The 19,225-nt window shown below is 70.3% G+C and carries 16 protein-coding genes and 1 riboswitch; of the genes, 13 read left to right on the forward strand and 3 right to left on the reverse strand.

Annotated elements, in window-relative coordinates; all coding sequences use genetic code 11:
• Positions 1 to 113: 113 nt before the first annotated feature.
• Positions 114 to 956, reverse strand: coding sequence for a Bax inhibitor-1/YccA family protein (locus JD292_RS01360; protein WP_200130949.1), 843 nt, complete (start codon positions 954 to 956; stop codon positions 114 to 116).
• A 151-nt stretch (positions 957 to 1,107) separates the two neighbouring features.
• On the opposite strand from JD292_RS01360, the gene JD292_RS01365 reads away from it, so the two are divergent.
• The gene (locus JD292_RS01365) at positions 1,108 to 2,145 is read left to right on the forward strand and encodes a glycerophosphodiester phosphodiesterase family protein (protein ID WP_200130950.1); all 1,038 of its coding nucleotides are present in this window, start codon (positions 1,108 to 1,110) and stop codon (positions 2,143 to 2,145) included.
• Here JD292_RS01365 and JD292_RS01370 read toward each other — a convergent pair whose 3' ends face one another.
• Positions 2,146 to 3,138: an asparaginase gene (locus JD292_RS01370; RefSeq protein ID WP_200130951.1), complete on the reverse strand. Its 993-nt coding sequence runs from the start codon at positions 3,136 to 3,138 to the stop codon at positions 2,146 to 2,148. It lies immediately after the preceding gene.
• Positions 3,139 to 3,258: 120 nt separating this feature from the next.
• Between JD292_RS01370 and JD292_RS01375 the strand changes: the two genes are divergently transcribed.
• Positions 3,259 to 5,880: an ATP-dependent helicase gene (locus JD292_RS01375; protein ID WP_200130952.1), complete on the forward strand. Its 2,622-nt coding sequence runs from the start codon at positions 3,259 to 3,261 to the stop codon at positions 5,878 to 5,880.
• A 154-nt stretch (positions 5,881 to 6,034) separates the two neighbouring features.
• Here JD292_RS01375 and JD292_RS01380 read toward each other — a convergent pair whose 3' ends face one another.
• Positions 6,035 to 6,580, reverse strand: coding sequence for a TetR/AcrR family transcriptional regulator (locus JD292_RS01380; RefSeq protein ID WP_369411100.1), 546 nt, complete (start codon positions 6,578 to 6,580; stop codon positions 6,035 to 6,037).
• A 365-nt stretch (positions 6,581 to 6,945) separates the two neighbouring features.
• Between JD292_RS01380 and sucC the strand changes: the two genes are divergently transcribed.
• The 11 genes from sucC (at position 6,946) to purN (ending at position 19,194) form a co-directional block, all read left to right on the forward strand.
• Positions 6,946 to 8,112: an ADP-forming succinate--CoA ligase subunit beta gene (sucC, locus tag JD292_RS01385; protein ID WP_200130954.1), complete on the forward strand. Its 1,167-nt coding sequence runs from the start codon at positions 6,946 to 6,948 to the stop codon at positions 8,110 to 8,112.
• A gap of 31 nt (positions 8,113 to 8,143) precedes the next feature.
• The gene (gene sucD / locus JD292_RS01390; protein WP_200130955.1) at positions 8,144 to 9,046 is read left to right on the forward strand and encodes a succinate--CoA ligase subunit alpha; all 903 of its coding nucleotides are present in this window, start codon (positions 8,144 to 8,146) and stop codon (positions 9,044 to 9,046) included.
• A 144-nt stretch (positions 9,047 to 9,190) separates the two neighbouring features.
• Positions 9,191 to 10,267 carry a hypothetical protein gene (locus tag JD292_RS01395; protein ID WP_200130956.1) on the forward strand — a complete coding sequence of 359 codons (1,077 nt, stop codon included), beginning with the start codon at positions 9,191 to 9,193 and terminating at the stop codon, positions 10,265 to 10,267.
• Between the two features lie 209 nt (positions 10,268 to 10,476).
• The gene (locus JD292_RS01400; RefSeq protein WP_200130957.1) at positions 10,477 to 11,484 is read left to right on the forward strand and encodes an aliphatic sulfonate ABC transporter substrate-binding protein; all 1,008 of its coding nucleotides are present in this window, start codon (positions 10,477 to 10,479) and stop codon (positions 11,482 to 11,484) included.
• Positions 11,485 to 11,494: 10 nt separating this feature from the next.
• A complete protein-coding gene (locus JD292_RS01405) occupies positions 11,495 to 12,313 on the forward strand; it encodes an ABC transporter permease (RefSeq protein ID WP_200130958.1) in 819 nt (272 codons plus the stop codon).
• Positions 12,310 to 13,113 carry an ABC transporter ATP-binding protein gene (locus JD292_RS01410; protein WP_200130959.1) on the forward strand — a complete coding sequence of 268 codons (804 nt, stop codon included), beginning with the start codon at positions 12,310 to 12,312 and terminating at the stop codon, positions 13,111 to 13,113. The genes JD292_RS01405 and JD292_RS01410 overlap by 4 nt, the downstream gene beginning before the upstream one ends.
• A gap of 12 nt (positions 13,114 to 13,125) precedes the next feature.
• A complete protein-coding gene (locus JD292_RS01415) occupies positions 13,126 to 15,117 on the forward strand; it encodes a cell division protein PerM (RefSeq protein ID WP_200130960.1) in 1,992 nt (663 codons plus the stop codon).
• Positions 15,118 to 15,124: 7 nt separating this feature from the next.
• A riboswitch (TPP riboswitch) is annotated at positions 15,125 to 15,234 on the forward strand.
• The gene (locus JD292_RS01420) at positions 15,228 to 16,340 is read left to right on the forward strand and encodes a thiamine ABC transporter substrate-binding protein (protein ID WP_200130961.1); all 1,113 of its coding nucleotides are present in this window, start codon (positions 15,228 to 15,230) and stop codon (positions 16,338 to 16,340) included. Its footprint overlaps the riboswitch before it by 7 nt.
• Complete coding sequence (locus JD292_RS01425; protein ID WP_200130962.1) at positions 16,340 to 18,040, forward strand: ABC transporter permease; 1,701 nt, start codon at positions 16,340 to 16,342, stop codon at positions 18,038 to 18,040. Before JD292_RS01420 ends, JD292_RS01425 begins: the two co-directional genes overlap by 1 nt.
• Positions 18,040 to 18,558, forward strand: coding sequence for a nucleoside/nucleotide kinase family protein (locus tag JD292_RS01430; RefSeq protein WP_200130963.1), 519 nt, complete (start codon positions 18,040 to 18,042; stop codon positions 18,556 to 18,558). The genes JD292_RS01425 and JD292_RS01430 overlap by 1 nt, the downstream gene beginning before the upstream one ends.
• A 9-nt stretch (positions 18,559 to 18,567) precedes the next feature.
• The gene (purN, locus tag JD292_RS01435; RefSeq protein ID WP_200130964.1) at positions 18,568 to 19,194 is read left to right on the forward strand and encodes a phosphoribosylglycinamide formyltransferase; all 627 of its coding nucleotides are present in this window, start codon (positions 18,568 to 18,570) and stop codon (positions 19,192 to 19,194) included.
• The last annotated feature ends 31 nt before the right edge of the window (positions 19,195 to 19,225 follow it).

Raw genomic sequence — 19,225 nt, forward strand, 5'->3', positions numbered from 1 at the left:
CGGTGTGGGGGCGGGTGCCCGGCTCGCCCTACCCCCGGGTGGGGGGGGGGGGGGGGGGGGGGGCCCCGCCCCTCTCGTGCGCTGCCGGGATCACCCGGGCGCCGCTGCAGCGCTTAGTCGCTGCCGCGCAGGATCGCGAGGATGCGCAGGATCTCGACGTACAGCCAGATCAGCGTGACCATGAGGCCGAACGCGGCCGACCAGGCCCACTTCTCGGGGACGCGGTTCTCGACGCCGTTCTTGACGAGCTCGAAGTCCATGACGAGCGAGTACGCGGCGAGGAGCACCGCGAGCGCGCCGATGAGGAGGCCGAGCGGGATGCCGAAGATCGTGGCGCCGCGCATGCCCCAGGGGTCCTGGTTGACGCCCGTGAGCATGAGGACGAAGTTCGTGAGCGAGAACACGGCGTAGCCGACCATCGCGATCAGAAACATCTTGGTCATGCGGGGGCTCGTGCGCACCTTGCCGCTGCGGAAGAGCAGCAGCGTCACCGCGAACACGGCGAGGGTGCCGATGACGGCCTGCGCCACGATGCCCGACCAGCGGGCCTCGAAGACGCCCGAGATGCCGCCGAGGAAGATGCCCTGCGCCACGGCGTAGAGCACGATCAGCGGGACGCTCGGCTCCTTCTTGAAGGAGTTCACGAGGCCGAGCACGAGGCCGACGATGGCGGCGGGCAGCGCGAGGGCTGGCATGAACCAGCCGACGGCGCCCGTTGCGAGCACGATCAGGAAGAGCATGACGGTCTTCGAGATGGTGTTCTCGTAGGTCATGGGGCGGTCGGACGGAGTGATGACGGGGGGCTGCTCAGCGCCGAAGCCCGCCTCCGTGGCCGGGGCGTCGACCCCGGGGCGCTGCGTCTGCGCAGCGGGCTGCTCGTAGATCCGGCGCAGCTCCTCTGCAGTGAGGGTCTTGCCGTTGAGCGCGGGGTTGTTGCCGAGAGCGGGGTTGCTCATGCGTCGGAATCCTTTCCTGGCGTATGGGACTGAGATTCAGCGTATCTGGATTCAGCCCGGAAACGACTGTGATCTCGGAGATGTTCGCCGTGAACGCAACGGGGTCCTGCCGCCGCACCTGTCGTTCACGCTCGTGCCCTACCCTGGGGGCATGTTGCGCACCCCCGAGTCAGCGCCCGCCCGCCCGCTCATCATCGGCCACCGCGGCGCCTCAGGGTACCGACCGGAGCACAGCGAGTCGGCGTACCGCCTCGCCTTCGAGCTGGGCGCCGAGTTCGTGGAGCCCGACATCGTGGCCACGAGCGACGGCGTGCTCGTGGTGCGGCACGAGAACGAGATCTCGGGAACCACGGACGTGGCGGATCACGAGGAGTTCCGGGACCGGCGCACCACGAAGACCGTCGACGGGCAGTCCCTCACCGGCTGGTTCACCGAGGACTTCACCTGGGATGAGCTGTCCACGCTGCGCACCCGTGAACGGCTGCCCAAGCTGCGGCCCGACAGCGCCAAACACGACGGGGAGGAGCCGATCCTGCGGCTCTCCGATGTGCTCGGCATCATCGATGAGGAGAGCGAGCGCGCCGGTCGCGAGTTCGGTGTGGTCATCGAGATCAAGCACGCGGCCTATTTCCAGGCGGCGGGTCTCGATCTCGTGCCGATCCTGATCCGGGAGCTGCTGCGTTCGGGATGGAACGAACGGCCAGCGAGGCTCGTGATCGAGTCGTTCGAGCTGGGCGCGCTCGATCGGGTGCGCGAATCGGGCCTGCGCGGGAAACTCGTGTTCCTCGCCGAGCGGATCGGCGCGCCCGCTGACGAGCCGATCGGCGACGATCCGAAGCGCAGCTACGGCTGGTACCGGAGCGATGACGGCCTCGATCTGCTCGCCGGACGGGTGCACGGGATCAGCGTCGCGAAGGGCGATCTGCTCCGCCTCGACGCGCTGGGGAACGCGGTCGGACCGACCACGCTCGTGGAACGGGCGCACGCGCGCGGCCTGAGCGTCTACACGTGGACGCTCAGGCCGGAGAATCGCTTCCTCAACCTGGGATTCCGATCCAGTCTCTCCCCGTCGGAGTGGGGCGACTGGTCCGGGGAATTCGGCATGATCGTCGAGAGCGGCGTCGACGGGATCTTCGTCGATCACCCGGATCTCGGCGCGCAGATCGTCGCGCCTGGTTTTTCTGCCTGATCAGCTCGCGCTGCGGAGCTCGCCGACGAGGTTCGCCTCCATGAGGGCGCGGAGCTCGCCGCCGGTGTGCCCGCGGTCGAGCAGGAAGCCGAGCTTCGAGGTCGCCGCCTCGATGGTGAGGTCGGAGCCGTCGATCACGCCCGCCGCCTGGAGTTCTCGGCCGACGGCGTAGCGGGCAAGGTCCACCCCGCCCGAGGTGCACTGCGTGATCGCGACGACGGGGATCGTCGCGCACAGCTCGTGGAGTGCGCCGAGCATTCCGGGGCGCGCGGTGGGGCCGTTGCCGCTGCCGTAGCACTCGAGCACGAGGCCGTCGGGGGAGCCGCCGGCCGCGGCGCGGAGATCGGCCGCGGTGACGGCGGGAACGAGCCTGAACGACAGCACCCTTGCCGGTGCGTGCGGTGCGTCGTCCGGGTTCGCCGCGGCGGGGATCCCGCTCGGCCCGGCACCGAGGGGGAGCTCCGCTCGGAACGCCGAGAGCGAGACGCTGTCGTGCTTCGTTGCGCGCACGGCGGGGAAGAGACCGCCGCCGAACGCGATCGAGACGGGGGCGCCGGGCGCGGCGCGGACCGCGGCGCGGATCGCGAGCGTGAGGTTGTCGATCGCGTCGGTGCCCGCGGCGCCGTGGGGGAGCTGGCTGCCGGTGACGATCACGGGGACGCCGAGGTCGCCGAGTTCGAACGCGAGCCGCGACGCCGTGTACGCGAGGGTGTCGGTGCCGTGGGTGATGACGACGCCGCGCGGTCGGTGCGTGCGGACGCGGGCCCGCACCGCCCTGGCGATCTTCGGCGCGGTCTCCGAATCGGCGTTGGCGCTGTCGATCGCGGGGAGCAGGTGGTTGACACGGCTCGCGATCCCGAGCGGGGCGCAGATCCGCGAGACGATCGCCTCGAGGATCTCGGGAAAATCGGGATCGGGGGCGAGGCCTGCGTCGGTCTCGCGCATGCCGATCGTGCCGCCGGTTGCGAAGACGAGAACACTCGGGGAGGACATTCCTCCATTGTGTCGGATCGCGCCCGGCGGCGCGGACGGCGGCTCGACGGAGGGCGCAGAGCGCGGGCCTCCCTCCGGGCCGCCGTCCGTGTCAGTGGCCCCGCCTAGACTGGTGCAACGATGAGCGACTTCGAACTTCTCGACCCCTCCGGGCTTCCCTACGGCACCGAATCCGGTGCCGCGGGCGGCCCAGACCCGCTGCTGGACGGCCTCAACCCCGCCCAGGAGCGCGCCGTGCTGTCGCGCGGTCCGGCACTGCTGATCGTCGCGGGCGCCGGATCCGGCAAGACCCGCGTGCTCACGCACCGGATCGCCCACCTGATCAGGGAGCGGGAGGCCTGGCCGAGCCAGATCCTCGCGATCACCTTCACCAACAAGGCGGCCGCGGAGATGCGCGAGCGCATCGACGGGCTGCTCGGCGAGGGTGCGCAGGGCATGTGGATCTCCACGTTCCACTCCGCCTGCGTGCGGATCCTGCGCCGCGAGGCGGAGCGCTTCGGGTACGTCTCCGGTTTCACCATCTACGACTCTGCGGACTCGCGCGCGCTGCTCAAGCGCATCATCAAGGAGCTCGACGCCGACACCTACGGCTTCACGCCGGCCAACTCCGGGTCGAAGATCTCGAAGCTCAAGAACGAGCTCTCCGACGCGAGCGACTACGCGGCGACGATGAACGAGAACGACCCGCGGGATCGCCTGTTCGTTGAGATTTTCCGCATGTACGAGCAGGAGCTGCGCCGCGCCAACGCCTTCGACTTCGACGACCTGATCGGGCAGACGGTGCACCTCTTCCGCGCGCACCCCGACGTCGCCGCCGTGTACCAGCGCCGCTTCAGGCACATCCTCGTTGACGAGTACCAGGACACGAACCACGCCCAGTACTCCCTGATCCGCGAGCTCACGCGGCCCATCGAGCCCGAGCAGGTCGAGGGGCTCGTTCCGCCGGCGCGCGCCCGCGAGCTCGACGCCTCGGGGCGCGTTCCCGCCGCGAGCCTCACGGTCGTCGGCGACTCGGATCAGTCGATCTACGCGTTCCGCGGCGCTGACATCCGCAACATCGTCGAGTTCGAGCGCGACTTCCCCGGCGCCGAGGTCGTGAAGCTCGAGCAGAACTATCGTTCGACGCAGAACATCCTCTCCGCGGCCAACGCGGTCATCGGCAACAACTTCGACCGCCAGGAGAAGAACCTGTGGACGGCCGAGGGGGACGGCCCGAAGATCACGGGCTTCACCGGCTACTCGCAGCACGACGAGGCGCGCTTCGTCGCGGAGGAGATCGAGGACCTGCATCGCGGCGGCCTCGCCTACAGCGACATTGCTGTCTTCTACCGCACCAACTCACAGACCCGCGCACTCGAAGAACTCCTGATCCGATCCGCGATCCCGTATCGCGTGCTCGGCGGAACGAAGTTCTACGAGCGCGCAGAGGTCAAGGACGCGATGTCGTACCTCACCAGCATCGCGAACCCGTACGATCCGATCTCGTGGTCGCGCCTGCTCGGCGCCCCGAAGCGCGGCATCGGGCCCATGGCGGAGGCGCACCTCGCGAATTTCCAGGAGGCTCAGGGACTGTCGTTCCACGAGGCGATGCTGCGCGTTGACGAGATCCCGCAGATCGGCCCCAAACTCCGCGGCACCGTTCGGGCGCTCGGGGAGCTCCTCACCCGCGCCGCGAAGATGGCGGCTGGCGGCGGCCCCACGGATGTCGCGCCCGAGCCGATCCCCGATTCCGAGCAGGCCGAGGGCGACCAGGAGAAGCGCCCGGCACCGGTCGCCGACCTGCTGAAGCTCGTCCTCGACGAGAGCGAAATGATCGAGAAGCTGCGCGCCCGCCGCGACCCGCAGGACGACGCGCGGGCGGAGAACCTCGAGGAACTCCTCGCCGTGGCGCGCGAGTTCGACGTGAAGCAGCCGGGAGCGGGCCTCGTCGCCTTCCTCACGGAGGTCAGCCTCGTCGCCGCTGCCGACGACCTCGACGACCAGAGCGGCACCGTCTCCCTCATGACCATGCACACGGCGAAGGGGCTGGAGTTCAAGGCCGTCTTCATCACCGGGGTCGAGGAGGGGCTGCTGCCGCACCAGATGTCCGTCGACGAGGTCGGGGGCGTCAATGAGGAGCGGCGACTGATGTACGTCGGCATCACCCGCGCCCGCGAGCGCCTGTTCATCACGCTCGCCTCGACGCGGGCCACCTTCGGCGACGTCGCCGTCGCGATGCCCTCCCGCTTCCTGCAGGAGATTCCCGAGGGCCTCATCGACTGGCGGCAGTCTCCCGGCGAGGTCACCGGGCGCGGCGGAACGGAATCGCGCGCGCTCAACGCCGTTCGCGGATCGGGAGGGTCCTACTCCGGCCGGGCGCGGGGCGGTGCCAGCCGCGGAACCGATTCCTCGGTCAGCTTTGCCCCGGGGGGAGGCGGCGGCGGGCGCGGTTCGGCAGCGGTGTCGGAGCCCGCGAGCGGGAACATGCAGTCCGCGCTCGACAAGTGGCGGGAGCGCAAGCGCCTCGCCAAGGAGGCGCAGGCTGCGGGCGGTGGTTTCCCCAACACGATCGGGGGCGCGATCCGCGATAACGGCGACCTCGAACTCGCCGCGGGCGATCGCATCACCCACGACGAGTACGGCGAGGGACGCGTCACCGGCGTCACCGGGGTCGGTTCGAAGCGCATCGCCCACGTCGTGTTCGACAGCGTGGGGGAGCGGAAGCTGCTCGTGAAGCTCGCCCCCATCGCCAAGGTCGACTGAGCGCGCCGCGAGACGCCCGTGCAACGGCGAGGGGGCGGGGCCCCCACACCCCCGGGGGCGGCCCGCCCCCGGGGAGCCGCGCCCCCCCCGGGCACCGGCGCGGGCCCGCCACCCAAACCCCGCGGGGCCGGCCCCTCGCCGTTCCTGATCCCGATCAGGGCAGGAAAATTCGGTACTCCTCCATGACCAGGTCGAAGTCCTCCTCCGTGGCCTGCACGTCGCCCTCAGCGGCGGCCCACTTGCGCATCTGCACGACGATCACTCCCGTCACGAGGGTGACCGCGAGGCTGACCTCGCGCGCGGGATCGGCCGTGCGCGCGTGCTCCGGATGGCTGGTCAGCCAGGCGATTCCGATGCCGGTGAGCCGATACGTCGTCTCCATGAGCGTCGACATCATCATGCGCGCTGCCTGCGGCTGCTCCTCGACGAGGCGCTGGCGCAGCCGCGCGACCTCGGAGTTGACGTTCGTGTGGCCCATGCCGGCGAACAGGAGACGGAAGATGCCGCGCGGCAGATCGTCTGCGGCGGAATCGAGGATCGCGAACGCCGAGGCGTCGTCCGGCAGATCGACGGCGCGTCCCACGATCGCGTAGTCGCGCCCTGCGAAGTAGTTGAAGAAGGTGCTGCGCGAGATGTCGGCCATCTCGCAGATCTCCTCGACCGTGACGTTCGCGACGCCCTTCTCAAGAGAAAGTTTCACCGCCGAACTTTCTATCGCGTTTTCCGTTGCGCGGCGCTTGCGGGCTCGGAGACCCTCGGGCTTGGGGTTCCTGGGGGTGGTCAAGCTCGATCAGCTCCTGTTCGGTTCGTCGTGCAGTGACATGGATGCGGCGAGCATCGAGTCAATTCTATGAGCTTACAAGGAGGTTCCCTGGAAAAACAGGGATTTTCTGGATTCGGTCTCGAATTCGACTCGGGTCGAAACCGTTCCCGCGTGCCGCGAGCCGGTCCGCGCTGACCTGCCGGTGATCCTCCGATGCTAGACTCCGACGTGGTCGACATTATCTCGACATCGAGACACCTTTCTGCCTCGGATCACCCCTGACCCCAAAAGAAGGACAGTACGTGGATCTGTACGAGTACCAGGCACGCGATATTTTCGAGCGATACGGAGTGCCGGTGCTTGCCGGCCTGGTCGCCGATACGCCGGAGGAGGCCCGCGCCGCAGCTGAGAAGCTGGGTGGCGTCGTGGTCGTCAAGGCCCAGGTGAAGACCGGTGGCCGTGGCAAGGCCGGCGGTGTGAAGGTCGCAAAAACTCCAGATGAGGCCTATGAAGCCGCGAAGGCGATCCTGGGTCTCGACATCAAGGGACACGTGGTCAAGCGCGTCATGGTCGCCGCGGGCGCGGACATCGCAGAGGAGTTCTACTTCTCGGTGCTCCTCGACCGCGCCAACCGTTCCTACCTCTCGCTCTGCAGCGTCGAGGGCGGCATGGAGATCGAGCAGCTCGCCGTCGAGAAGCCGGAGGCGCTCGCGCGCATCGAGGTCGACCCGATCGCCGGGATCGACGCCGCGAAGGCGGAGGAGATTGCTCGCGCCGCCGGATTCTCCGAGGAACTGGTCGGCAAGGTCGTTCCCGTCTTCCAGAAGCTCTACGAGGTCTACGCCGGCGAGGACGCAACGCTCGTCGAGGTCAACCCGCTCGTCCTCACGGGCGGCGGCGAGATCATCGCACTCGACGGCAAGGTCTCGCTGGACGAGAACGCCGACTTCCGTCACTCGGATCACGAGGCGCTCGCCGACAAGGCATCCGAGGATCCGCTTGAGGCAAAGGCCAAGGCACAGGATCTCAACTACGTGAAGCTCGACGGCGAGGTCGGCGTGATCGGCAACGGCGCGGGCCTCGTGATGTCGACGCTCGACGTCGTCGCGTACGCCGGCGAGAACCACGGCGGCGTGAAGCCCGCCAACTTCCTCGACATCGGCGGCGGCGCCTCAGCCGAGGTCATGGCGGCCGGCCTCGACGTGATCCTCGGCGATCCGCAGGTCAAGTCCGTGTTCGTGAACGTCTTCGGCGGGATCACCGCCTGCGACGCCGTCGCCAACGGCATCGTCGGCGCGCTCGCAAAGCTCGGCGACTCGGCGAACAAGCCGCTCGTCGTCCGCCTCGATGGCAACAACGTGGTGGAGGGCCGCCGCATCCTCGACGAGGCGGCGCACCCGCTCGTCACCCAGGCCGCGACGATGGACGAGGGCGCCGACAAGGCCGCCGAGCTCGCCAACGCACGCTGATCCCGAGACACGACAGAAGAGAGCTAGAAGAATGTCGATCTTCCTGAACAAGGATTCCAAGGTCATCGTCCAGGGCATCACCGGCGGCGAGGGCACCAAGCACACCGCGCGCATGCTTGCCGCTGGCACCAACATCGTCGGCGGCGTCAACGCGCGCAAGGCCGGCACCACCGTGAGCCACGTCGACGCCGCGGGCAACGCCGTCGAGCTTCCCGTCTTCGCGACCGTCGCCGAGGCGATGGCGGCCACCGGCGCCGACACCTCGGTCGCCTTCGTGCCGCCCGCCTTTACGAAGGACGCCGCGGTCGAGGCCATCGACGCTGGCATCGGCCTGCTCGTGATCATCACCGAGGGCGTTCCCGTCAAGGACTCCGCTGAGCTCTGGGCGCACGCGAAGGCAACGGGTGGCAACACCCGGATCATCGGCCCGAACTGCCCCGGCATCATCACGCCGGGCGAGTCGCTCGCGGGGATCACCCCCGCGACGATCACGGGCAAGGGACCGATCGGGCTCGTCTCGAAGTCGGGCACCCTGACCTACCAGATGATGTACGAGCTCCGCGATCTCGGCTTCTCGACCGCGATCGGCATCGGCGGCGACCCCGTCATCGGCACCACGCACATCGACGCTCTCGCCGCGTTCGAGGCCGATCCCGAGACGAAGGCGATCGTCATGATCGGCGAGATCGGCGGCGACGCCGAGGAGCGGGCCGCCGAGTTCATCAAGGCGAACGTGACGAAGCCGGTCGTCGGCTACGTCGCGGGCTTCACCGCGCCCGAGGGGAAGACCATGGGCCACGCCGGCGCGATCGTGTCGGGCTCCGCGGGCACCGCGCAGGCGAAGAAGGAGGCCCTCGAGGCCGCGGGCGTCCGCGTGGGCAAGACGCCCACCGAGACCGCTGAACTGCTGCGTGAGGCATACGCCGCACTCTGATCCGCGCGGATCCTCTTGGGGGCCGGGACTTCTTCGGAGGTCTCGGCCCTTGCCGTGTACCGGGCGGTCGAATGCCCCGTAACACTGTGTCATCAGCCGCATGGCGGCGGCATCGGTGTCGGAGGCCTGCGGAATACTGGTGCCATGAGCGACACCACGGCACCCGAAGCCCCCGTCACCGGCGCCCACCTCGTGGGCAGCATCAACTTCGAGGACGCGGAGACCACCATGCGCACCGCGGCCGCCGAGCTCGGCGACCGCCTGAAGCGCATCCCCGACGGCGAGGTGGGGGAGCGCTTCCACTGGATCGCCTTCCAACCGGGCCGGATCGCCAGGAGCGCCGGGATCGGCCGGGTCGGGGACACTCCGATCCCGCTCCGTATGCTCGACATCCGCCCCGTGCGTCTTGAGGAGGGCGTGCGCGCGGAAGACCTCGAGCTGGAACCGCTCGGCTACGCGGAAGCCGCGCTCGAGTCGTGGGAGACCTTCGCGCGCCTGCAGGGAGAGGGGATCATCCCGGCGGAGACGCGCTTCCAAGTCTCCCTGCCCACGCCGCTCGGTGTCGTCGGCAGCTTCGTCCGGGCGGAGGACCGCGCGGCGTTCGAGCCGGTGTACGAGACGGCGCTCGCCGCGGAACTCTCCCAGATCCTCGCGGCGATCCCGCACGATCGTCTCGCGATCCAGTGGGATGCGGCGCTCGAGTTCGCCATCCTCGAGAGCGCAGCGTACGCCGCGCGGGGCGGCCAGCGCCCCGAGTGGTTCGAAGACGTCTGGGGCGGCACGAGCGAGCGGCTCGCGCGTCAGATCGATCGCGTACCCGAGGACGTGGAGGTCGGTGTGCACCTGTGCTACGGCGATGTCGCCGAGAAGCACTTCGTGGAGCCGGCGGACACGGGCAACCTCGTCCGCTTCGCGAACCTCGTCGTCGCAGCGGCCCATCGGCCCCTCACCTGGCTCCACCTTCCGGTGCCGATCGAGCGCGACGACGCGGAGTACTTCGCCGCGCTCGAGGGCCTCGAGATCCCCGCGGAGACCGAGCTTTACCTCGGTCTTGTCCACCGGGAAGACGGCGCGGAGGGTGCGGCCCGCCGCATCGAGGCGGCGCGAGCCCACGTGACGCGGCCGTTCGGCGTCGCCACCGAGTGCGGCTTCGGGCGCGCCCCCGAGGGCACCACCGTCCCGCTGTTCGAGGCGCACCGGGCGGTCGCCGCCGCCTGGTGAGCCGGCCCCGGTCTCACCGGTCGGGTGGCCCTGCCGCCGCAGGCACGCCGGGCGCCGGCCCCGCGCGTCACGTGCATCGCACGCGGCCGTCCGGGCGAGGCGTGGCCCCGATCGCGCGGGAAATCGAGTCGGTTCGGTCCCGTAGAATAGGAGGGTTGCGCCGCGACGTCGCGCGCACCCGAACCTCCCAGGCCCCGAAAGGACCTCACGTGACCCGCCGCACCCTCCGTACGTTCTCAGCCGCGGTCGCCGCGACCGCGGCCATCGCACTCGCGCTCACCGGCTGCTCCTCCAACTCCGCGGGAGGCGGCGGCGAAGCGGGAGGCGAATCGGCGGGCGCCGTCCGCATGGGGACGCAGCCGTGGCTCGGCTACGGCCAGTGGTACGTCGCGGAGGATCAGGGCTACTTCGCGGACAACACGGTCGACGTGAAGCTCTCGAGCTTCAACGCCGACGCCGATGTCAACGCCGCGCTCGCCGCGAACAAGCTCGACATGGCCAACGTCGGCGCCCAGGCCGCGCTGCAGTTCATGGAGCAGGGTGTCGACGTCTCGATCGTCCTCCTGCTCGACTCGGCCACCGAGGCCGACGCCATCCTCAGCAGCGAGAAGATCGGCTCCGTCAAGGAGCTGAAGTGCAAGTCGGTCGCGTTCGAGAAGGGCGCAACGAGCGAGATCCTGCTCGCCGAGGCGCTCGACGACAACGGGATGAGCTTCGACGACGTCAAGGTCATCGAGTCCTCGGCCGACAAGGTCACCCCGATGGTGCTCGCCGGCCGCGTCGACGCCGGCGTCACCTACGAGCCCTATGTGAGCGAGGCGATCGCGGCGGACAAGGGCGTTCGCGCCCTCGTCACCGCCGGCGACTATCCCGGCCTGATCACCGACGTGCTCGTCGTCCGCAACGACTTCCTCGACAAGCACCCCGACGAGGTCCGCAGCGTCATCCAGTCGTGGGACGACGCGGTCGCCTTCACCGCGGAAGATCCGGCGAAGGGGCGCGAGATCATCGCGAAGGGGGTCGGTTCCAACGTCGCCGACCTCGAGTCGGCCTTCGACGGCGTGCACTACTACACGCTCGCCGAGAACCGTGAGCTCCTCACGGGCGAATACCTCACCGAGACGCTTCCGGCCCTCGTCACGGTCGCCAAGCGGATCGGGCTGATCGAGGGCGACGTCGACGCGAAGCGGGCCATCCGCTCTGAATACCTGAGCTAGTCGCCGCAGCATGTCCACGACCGCAGCACCGCGGCGGGCCCGCCGCCGGGCGAGAATCGGCGAGCGCCTGAGCCGGCCCGCCTACCTGACCACGGCGGTAGCGACCTTCGTCATCCTCATCGCCCTGTGGTGGATCGTCTCCGCCGCGGGCCTCGTCGACCCGATGTTCCTGCCCGGCCCCGATGCTGTCGCCGGGGCGCTCGCTCGGCAGGCGGCCAACGGCGAGCTCTGGGGCGACATCGGGGTGAGCGCCTTCCGGATCGCGATGGGCTTCATTCTCGCGACCGTGATGGCGGTGCCGCTCGGCACGCTCATGGGCGTGAACGCCCGCGTGGAGGCGGCGCTCGAACCGCTCATGGACTTCATTCGGTACATGCCGGTCGTGGCATTCGTGCCGCTCACGATCGTCTGGGTCGGCATCGACGAGACGCAGAAATTCCTGATCATCTGGATGGGAACGTTCTTCCAGCAGGTGCTCATGGTGGCGGACGCGGTGCGCAGGACGCCCCGCAACCTCGTGAGCCTCGGCGAGACGCTCGGCCTGAGCCGCACGCGGCTGCTCACCAGCATCGTCGTGCCCTCCGCGATGCCGCGCATCTGGGACGCCCTCCGCGTCACCCTCGGCTGGGCCTGGACCTGGCTGGTCGTCGCCGAGCTCGTCGCGGCGTCGAGCGGCATGGGCTTCCGCATCACCGTCGCCCAGCGGTTCTTCGAGACCGACCTCATCATCGGCTACGTGGTCGTACTGGGCGTGCTCGGGCTGATCCTCGACCAGGCCATGCGCGCCGGAGGCCGCCGCATGTTCGCATACCAGGAGGGTCGCTCGTGAACGAGACCGGGAAGCTCAGGATCGCTGGGCTCGCGAAGCGCTTCGGCGACGTCGTCGCGCTCGACGGCGTCGACCTCGCCGTGGCCGAGAACGAGTTCGTCTCCATCGTCGGCGCCTCCGGCTGCGGGAAGTCGACGTTGCTGTCGCTGATCGCGGGCCTCGAGACGCCGAGCGAGGGCGTCGTGGAGGTGTCCGGCCGCCCCGTGACAGGTCCGGGCCGCGATCGCGGCGTCGTCTTCCAGCAGGCCACCCTCATGCCGTGGCTCACCGTCCAGCGCAACGTCGAGTTCGCCCTCCGCGGCGAGGCCGGCCTCTCGAAAGCTGACCGCGCGGACCGCGCCCGCGAGTTCCTCGGGCTCGTCGGACTCGAGGGCTTCGAACAGGCCTTTCCCGCGCAGCTCTCCGGCGGCATGCAGCAGCGCGCCGCGCTCGCCCGCTCGCTGAGCTATGGTCCGGAGATCCTGCTCATGGACGAGCCGTTCGGCGCGCTCGACGCGCTCACCCGGCGCACGATGCAGGAGCTCCTGCTCGAGGTCTGGGAGCGGCACCGGCTCACGGTGCTGCTCGTCACCCACGACATCGACGAGGCCGTCGTGACGAGCGACCGCGTCGTGGTCATGAGCCCGCGACCGGGGCGCGTGCGCGAGATCCTCGACGTGCCGATCGCCCGTCCCCGCTCGCTCGCCTCGGAGCGGACGACCGAGTTCCGCGATCTCGCTGATGCGATCCTCGCCCTCATCCACGAGCGTCCCGAGCCGCGCTCGGGCGGGTCGGAGGTCCCGGCCGCGGCCGCGGAGTAGGCTCTTCTTCCGATGAGATCTTTCGTGACCGCCGTGATCGCGGCGATCGAGGCCGCCGCGGTCGCGCTCGCCGGTGTGATCGCTGTTGCGATCCCCGTGCTCCTCATCTGGATCGTCACGTTCGGGCTCGCTGCCGAGCCGGCCGCGGTTGCCTCGTGGGTGGCGGGGATCTGGCTTCTCGGGCACCTCGTTCCGCTCGGATTCACCGTTCCGGCGGAGTCGGCGCTCGCGTTCGGGCTCCCGCCCGAGGCGCTCCAGGTGGGCCTGTCCCTCGCCCCGCTCGGGATCACCCTCCTCACCGCGGCGCTCGGCGCGCGCTCCGGGTGGCGCTTCGGCGGTCGCGGCGGGGCTGGGGCGTCCGGGCCACTCGGCGGGGCGATCGGGTTTGGAGCGATCGCCCTGATCGCGACGCTCGTCGCCGGTCCGCTGGTTGCTGCCCCGCGCTGGCTCGCGGTACTCGTGCCCGCGCTCGTCTACGGCGCGCCGGCGCTGCTCGGCTTCCTCGTGCGCGCCGCGCGCGACGAGCACGAGTGGTGGGACCGCGCCATCGGCGGGACGCAGCGGGCCCTCGACCACGCCGGTCTGCGAAGCGCCGCGGCGCTCCGTGGGCGCGCGGCCCTGGTGGCTCGCCTGTGCGGGATCCTGCTCGCCCTGCTGATCGGGCTCGCCGCAATCGCCCTCGCCGTCGCGTTCGTTGTCGGATACGCGCGCATCATCGAGCTCAGTCAGAGCCTGCAGATGGATCCCCTCGGGTCGATCCTGGTCTTCATCGCACAGCTCGTCGCGCTGCCGATCGGCGTGCTCTGGGCGGCAGCGTGGCTCACGGGCGGTGGCTTCGCGATCGGCGTCGGCACCTCTGTCACGCCCTTTGAAACGCTGCTCGGGCCGTTGCCCGCGCTGCCGATTTTCGGAGCGATCCCGCAGGGCTGGGGCGCGCTCGGCGCGCTGCCGCCGGCGATTCTCGCCCTCGCGGCGATCGCCGCCGGGGCCGTCTTCGCGCGGCGCACGGATCTGCGACGCGCCTCCTGGCCGGTCGCCGTGATCATTCCGCTGCTCGCCGGTGCGTTCGCCGGGCTCATCGTCGCCGGCCTTTCCGCGCTCGCGACCGGGTCGATCGGGCCGGATCGCCTCGCGAGCACGGGATCGTCCCCGTGGCTCGTCGGAGGGCTCGCGGCAGCGGAGCTCGGTATCGGCGCCCTGATCGGGGTTTCCGCGGCCCGCTTCGATGTGGCTCGCGTGCGAGAGGCGATCCCGGAGGAGCTGCCGGGGAGCGCGGCCGTCCGGGGGATGCGGGAGCGGGTCTCCGAGCGCGTCGGGGCCGTCGCCGCGAGCGTGCAGGGCGCACGCGGCGGGGATCGGTCGCCGCGCGGGGGAGCAGACGCCCCTGAGCAGGCCCCCGAGCGAGACGAGAGCCAGGACGATCTGCCCACGCTGCCGATCGCGGAAGGCTCCGAGGATTCTCTGATCGCGGCCGCATATTCGAGCGCGTCCGGGTCCGTGAGCGCACCCGGTTCCGGCGGCGGCGGTCCACGCGGAGACGACCGGCTCGACCGGCTCGACGATCCGGACTTCGCGGATCAGGAGACCGACGTGGTCGAGCCGCTTCCGCGCGGGGACGCCCCGCTGGCGGCGGAAGAGTCGCCGGGCGCTGCCGCCGAATCCGAGGCGGACGAGTGGGAGCTCGGGCCGGACGCGGAGGCGAGCCCGGAGGCGACCCCGGATGCGGATGCTGAGCTGGGGGAGGAAGCGGAAGCGGAGCGCGAGCGATTGGCCGCGCGCCGTGCAGCCCGTGAGGCCCGCGCGGCCGAGCGCGCCGCGGCGGCGGAGGCAGCGCGCGAGGCCGAAGATCGGGAGGCGGAGCGGGCCGCGGCGGAGTCCGACGCGCTACTCGCGTACTCGTGGGACCCCTCCGTGGTCACGGAAGAATCGTCAGAATCCGTGCCTGATCAGGACTCTTCACCCCGCCGTAAGCTCGGTTGGCGCGGAGTGCGCCGGGGGCGCTAGGGTAAGAGGCGACATCCACGGGAGTCCCGACGCGCGGGGCTGAGAGGGAGCACGCGAGCTCCGACCGTTCAACCTGATCTGGTTCATGCCAGCGGAGGAAGGAAACTCTGATGACCCCTGCCATCACTCGCTCGATCACGCGCCGGAGCGCGCGGACCACTGCGGCACTGGCGCTCTGCGCGGCCGCGATGCTCGCGCTCGGTGGCTGCGCGACGGGCGCGCCCGATTCCGAGAAGGACGCAGCCCAGAACGCTGCCGACGGCGGCAAGACCGTGACGATCGCGGTCCACGACTCCTTCCCGAACGAGGAGTTCGAGAAGGCCGCAAGCGAGGCGACCGGCTACACGGTCAAGGTCGTCTCGGCCGGAGACGGCGGCGAACTCACGAACAAGCTCGTGCTCACGAAGGGCGCCCCGATCGCCGACGCCTTCTTCGGCGTCGACACGATCTTCGCCTCGCGCCTCATCGAGAACGGGGTTGCGGCGAAGTACGCGCCCGAGCACCTGGCGAAGAGCGCCGAGGCGCACCGCGTGGAGGGCGACGAGTCGCTCACCCCGGTCGATCTCGGAGCGACCTGCATCAACGTCGACACGGGCTGGTTCGCGAACAAGAAGCTCGCTGAGCCGAAGAGCTACGAGGACCTCGCGAAGCCCGAGTACAAGGACCTGACCGTGCTGCTCGACCCCACGGCGTCCTCGACGGGGGCCTCCTTCCTCGTCGGCACGGTGTCGAAGTTCGGCGAGAACGGTTTCGCCGGCTACTGGAAGTCCCTCGTCGACAACGGCGCGCGCGTCGAGCAGGGCTGGACCGATGCCTACAACGGCCAGTTCACGCAGGGCGGAGGCGAGGGCACGCGCCCGATCGTCGTCTCCTACAGCTCCTCGCCGGCGTTCACCGTCTCGAAGGACGGCAAGTCGACCACCACGAAGGCCCTGCTCGACACCTGCTCCAAGCAGGTCGAATACGCGGGCGTGCTCACGGGAGCCAAGAATGAGGCCGGCGCGAAGGCGGTCGTCGACTACCTGGTCTCGCGAGAGTTCCAGGACACGATCCCCGACGCGATGTACATGTATCCGGCGGACGCCGAGGCGAAGGTGCCGGCCGCGTGGAGCGAGTTCGCCCCGCTGCCGAGCGCGGAGCAGTCGCACGATCTGCCCGCAGCCGAAATCGAGCGCGGCCGCGAGGGCTGGCTCAAGACCCTGAGCGAGAAGATCGGGCTCTAGTGCCCGAGCGTGAGGAAGGTGAGCCGCGGCCGAGTCCGTGGCGGATCGCGGGTCCGGCGGCCTGGGTGCTCGCCGCAGCGATCCCGCTCGCCTTCCTCGCGCTGTTCTTCCTGTGGCCCGTCCTCTCCCTGATCGCGACGGGATTCCTCGAGAACGGCCGGATCGACCTGTCCGGGATCCCCGAGGTGTTCGGGGCGCCGCGCACCTGGCGCGTGATCGGGCAGACGCTCGCCCAGGCCGGGCTCGCGACGGCGGTGTCCGTGGCGCTCGGCCTCCCGGCGGCGCACGTGCTCTACCGACTGGATTTCCCCGGTCGCGGCGTGCTGCGCGGACTCATGACCGTGCCGTTCGTGCTCCCGACGGTCGTCGTCGCCGCGGCGTTCGTCGCGCTCACCGGGGAGGGCGGGCCGCTCGCGGGGCTCGGGCTCGACCGCAGCCTGTGGGCGATCGTGCTGGCCCTCGCCTTCTTCAACGTGACGGTCGTGGCTCGCACGGTGGGGACGTTCTGGGCGCGGCTCGACACGAGTTCCGAGCTCGCGGCCAGGGTGCTGGGAGCGGGAAAGGTCCGCGCCTGGTGCACGACGACGCTCCCGGCGCTCGCTCCGGCGCTCGCCTCGGCGGCGGCCCTCGTGTTCCTGTTCTGTTCGACGTCGTTCGGCGTGGTGCTGGTGCTCGGCGGACGCGAGTTTTCGAATGTCGAAACGGAGATCTACCGGCTCACGGTGCAGTTCCTTGATCTGCGTGGGGCAGCAGTGCTGTCGCTCGCGCAGTTCGCGATCGTCGGGGCCGCGCTCGTGGTGTCGGCGCGGCTGCGCTCGCGCGGGGAGCGTGCCGTCTCACTGCGCGCCGAGGCGGGCCGGATGCCCCGGCCCGGGCGCGGTGACGTCCCGGCGCTCGTGGTATTCGGCCTGATGGCCGCGCTGTTGCACGCCGCCCCGATCGTGACCTTGCTGCTGCGCTCGTTCCGCGGGCCGCACGGCGACTGGACGCTCGCGAACTACGCCGCGCTGGTTTCGCCGCCGAAGGGCCTGCCGCTCGACGGCACGGTGTTCGACGCGACCTGGCTGTCGCTCAGGATCGCCCTCCTTGCCGCCCTCATCGCGATGGTGCTCGGTGTGCTGCTCGCCCTCGTGCTCTCCCGGAAGCCGGAGTCCCGGGCGCTCAGGCGCGCGCTCTCGGTGTTTGACGGTGCCGTCATGCTGCCGCTCGGCGTTTCGGCGGTCACGCTCGGATTCGGCCTTCTGATCACGATGAATCGCCCGCTCGGGATCGGTTTCGACCTCCGCACCTCCGTTGCGCTCATCCCGATTGCGCAGGCCCTTGTCGCCCTGCCGCTCGTGGTGCGGACGCTGCTCCCCGTGCTGCGCGGCATCGACCAGCAACTGCGATTCGCGGCGGCGACGCTCGGTGCCGGACCCGCGGTCGTGATCCGCACGATCGACCTGCCGATGCTCGGCCGCTCTGCCGGGCTCGCCCTCGGTTTCGCGTTCGCGGCCTCGCTCGGCGAGTTCGGGGCGACGTCGTTCCTGGTGCGCCCGGGCGCGCAGACGCTGCCCGTCGCGGTGGGGCAGCTTATCGGGCATCCGGCGCCGGGCAGCTACGGCGCCGGTCTCGCCGCCGCCGTGATCCTTGGCGGGCTCGCGGCGGGCATCATGCTGCACGCGGAGCGGCTCCGCACGGACGGCCGAGGGGAATTCTGATGGTGGAAGAGCCCAGCGCGAAGCTGCACGACGTGTGGTTCATCGACGGACGATCGGGGTCCGGCAAGACCTCGCTCGCCGACGACCTCATCGGACGGCTCACGGCTGCGGGCCACCGGGTCGCCGTGCTGCGGGTCGAGGACCTCTACCCCGGCTGGGACGGGCTCGCGGCGGGATCGGCGGAGGTCGCCAATGTGCTCCACCGGGGGAGCTACGCGCGCTGGGACTGGCATGCCGGGCTGTTCGGGGAACGGATCAGCCTCCCGACCAGCGGTCCGCTCGTGATCGAGGGGTGCGGGGCGATCACGGCGGCGAACCTCGCCGCGGCCGCGAGCCGGGGGTCCGTGCACTCCATCTGGCTCGACTGCCCCGAGCCGCTCCGGCACGAGCGGGCGATCGCGCGCGACGGCGAGACGTTCGCGCCGCACTGGGAGCGCTGGGCACGGCAGGAGCACGCGCACTTCGGCCGGCATGCACCCTGGCTGATCGCCGATGAGCACCGCAGCTGCGGCGGGTAGACTGTGGGCGTGCTGAATCTCGCGGTGCTGATCTCCGGTGGCGGATCGAATCTCCAGGCCCTGATAGCGGCGACCGCGGAACCGGGCTTCCCCGCCCGGATCGTGTGCGTCGGTGCCGACACGGATGCGCCGGGCCTCGCCCACGCCGAGCGCGCGGGAATCCCGACGTTCGTGATCCGACCGGGTGATTTCCGCAGCCGCGACGAGTGGGGGCAGATGCTCGCCGCCGCGATCCAGGAGCACGGCGTCGGGACCGGCCCGAACCCCGGGCTCGTCGTGAGCGCCGGGCTCATGCGGATCCTCCCCGAGGGCTTCGTCGGCGCTTTCTCGCCCGAGCTCATCAACACGCATCCCGCGCTCCTCCCGAGTTTTCCCGGGGCCCACGCGGTCCGCGACGCGCTCGCCGCAGGCGCTTCCGAGACCGGGGTCACCGTCCACATCATCGACGAGGGCGTCGACACCGGTCCGGTGCTGCGCCAGGCGGTCGTCGAGATCCGCGAGGGTGAGTCAGAGGACCAGTTGCACGAGCGGATCAAAGAGGTGGAGCGCCCGCTGCTCGTGGCAACGGTCCGGGAGATCGCCGAGGGATCGCTCGATCTCGCAGCGGTCGCGGCCGGCCGCACCGGCGCCGACTGACTCCCGGCGCCGCCAGCCGAGGCCGATCCGC

This window comes from Leucobacter edaphi, assembly GCF_016522535.1.
GTDB classification, from domain to species: Bacteria; Actinomycetota; Actinomycetes; order Actinomycetales; family Microbacteriaceae; genus Leucobacter; species Leucobacter edaphi.

Coding starts and splice junctions, on each gene's coding strand:
- JD292_RS01360 (WP_200130949.1), bottom strand. CDS start 956: ATGAGCAACCCCGCTCTCGGCAACAACCCCGCGCTCAACGGCAAGACC.
- JD292_RS01365 (WP_200130950.1), top strand. CDS start 1,108: ATGTTGCGCACCCCCGAGTCAGCGCCCGCCCGCCCGCTCATCATCGGC.
- JD292_RS01370 (WP_200130951.1), bottom strand. CDS start 3,138: ATGTCCTCCCCGAGTGTTCTCGTCTTCGCAACCGGCGGCACGATCGGC.
- JD292_RS01375 (WP_200130952.1), top strand. CDS start 3,259: ATGAGCGACTTCGAACTTCTCGACCCCTCCGGGCTTCCCTACGGCACC.
- sucD (WP_200130955.1), top strand. CDS start 8,144: ATGTCGATCTTCCTGAACAAGGATTCCAAGGTCATCGTCCAGGGCATC.
- JD292_RS01395 (WP_200130956.1), top strand. CDS start 9,191: ATGAGCGACACCACGGCACCCGAAGCCCCCGTCACCGGCGCCCACCTC.
- JD292_RS01405 (WP_200130958.1), top strand. CDS start 11,495: ATGTCCACGACCGCAGCACCGCGGCGGGCCCGCCGCCGGGCGAGAATC.
- JD292_RS01415 (WP_200130960.1), top strand. CDS start 13,126: ATGAGATCTTTCGTGACCGCCGTGATCGCGGCGATCGAGGCCGCCGCG.
- JD292_RS01420 (WP_200130961.1), top strand. CDS start 15,228: ATGACCCCTGCCATCACTCGCTCGATCACGCGCCGGAGCGCGCGGACC.
- JD292_RS01430 (WP_200130963.1), top strand. CDS start 18,040: ATGGTGGAAGAGCCCAGCGCGAAGCTGCACGACGTGTGGTTCATCGAC.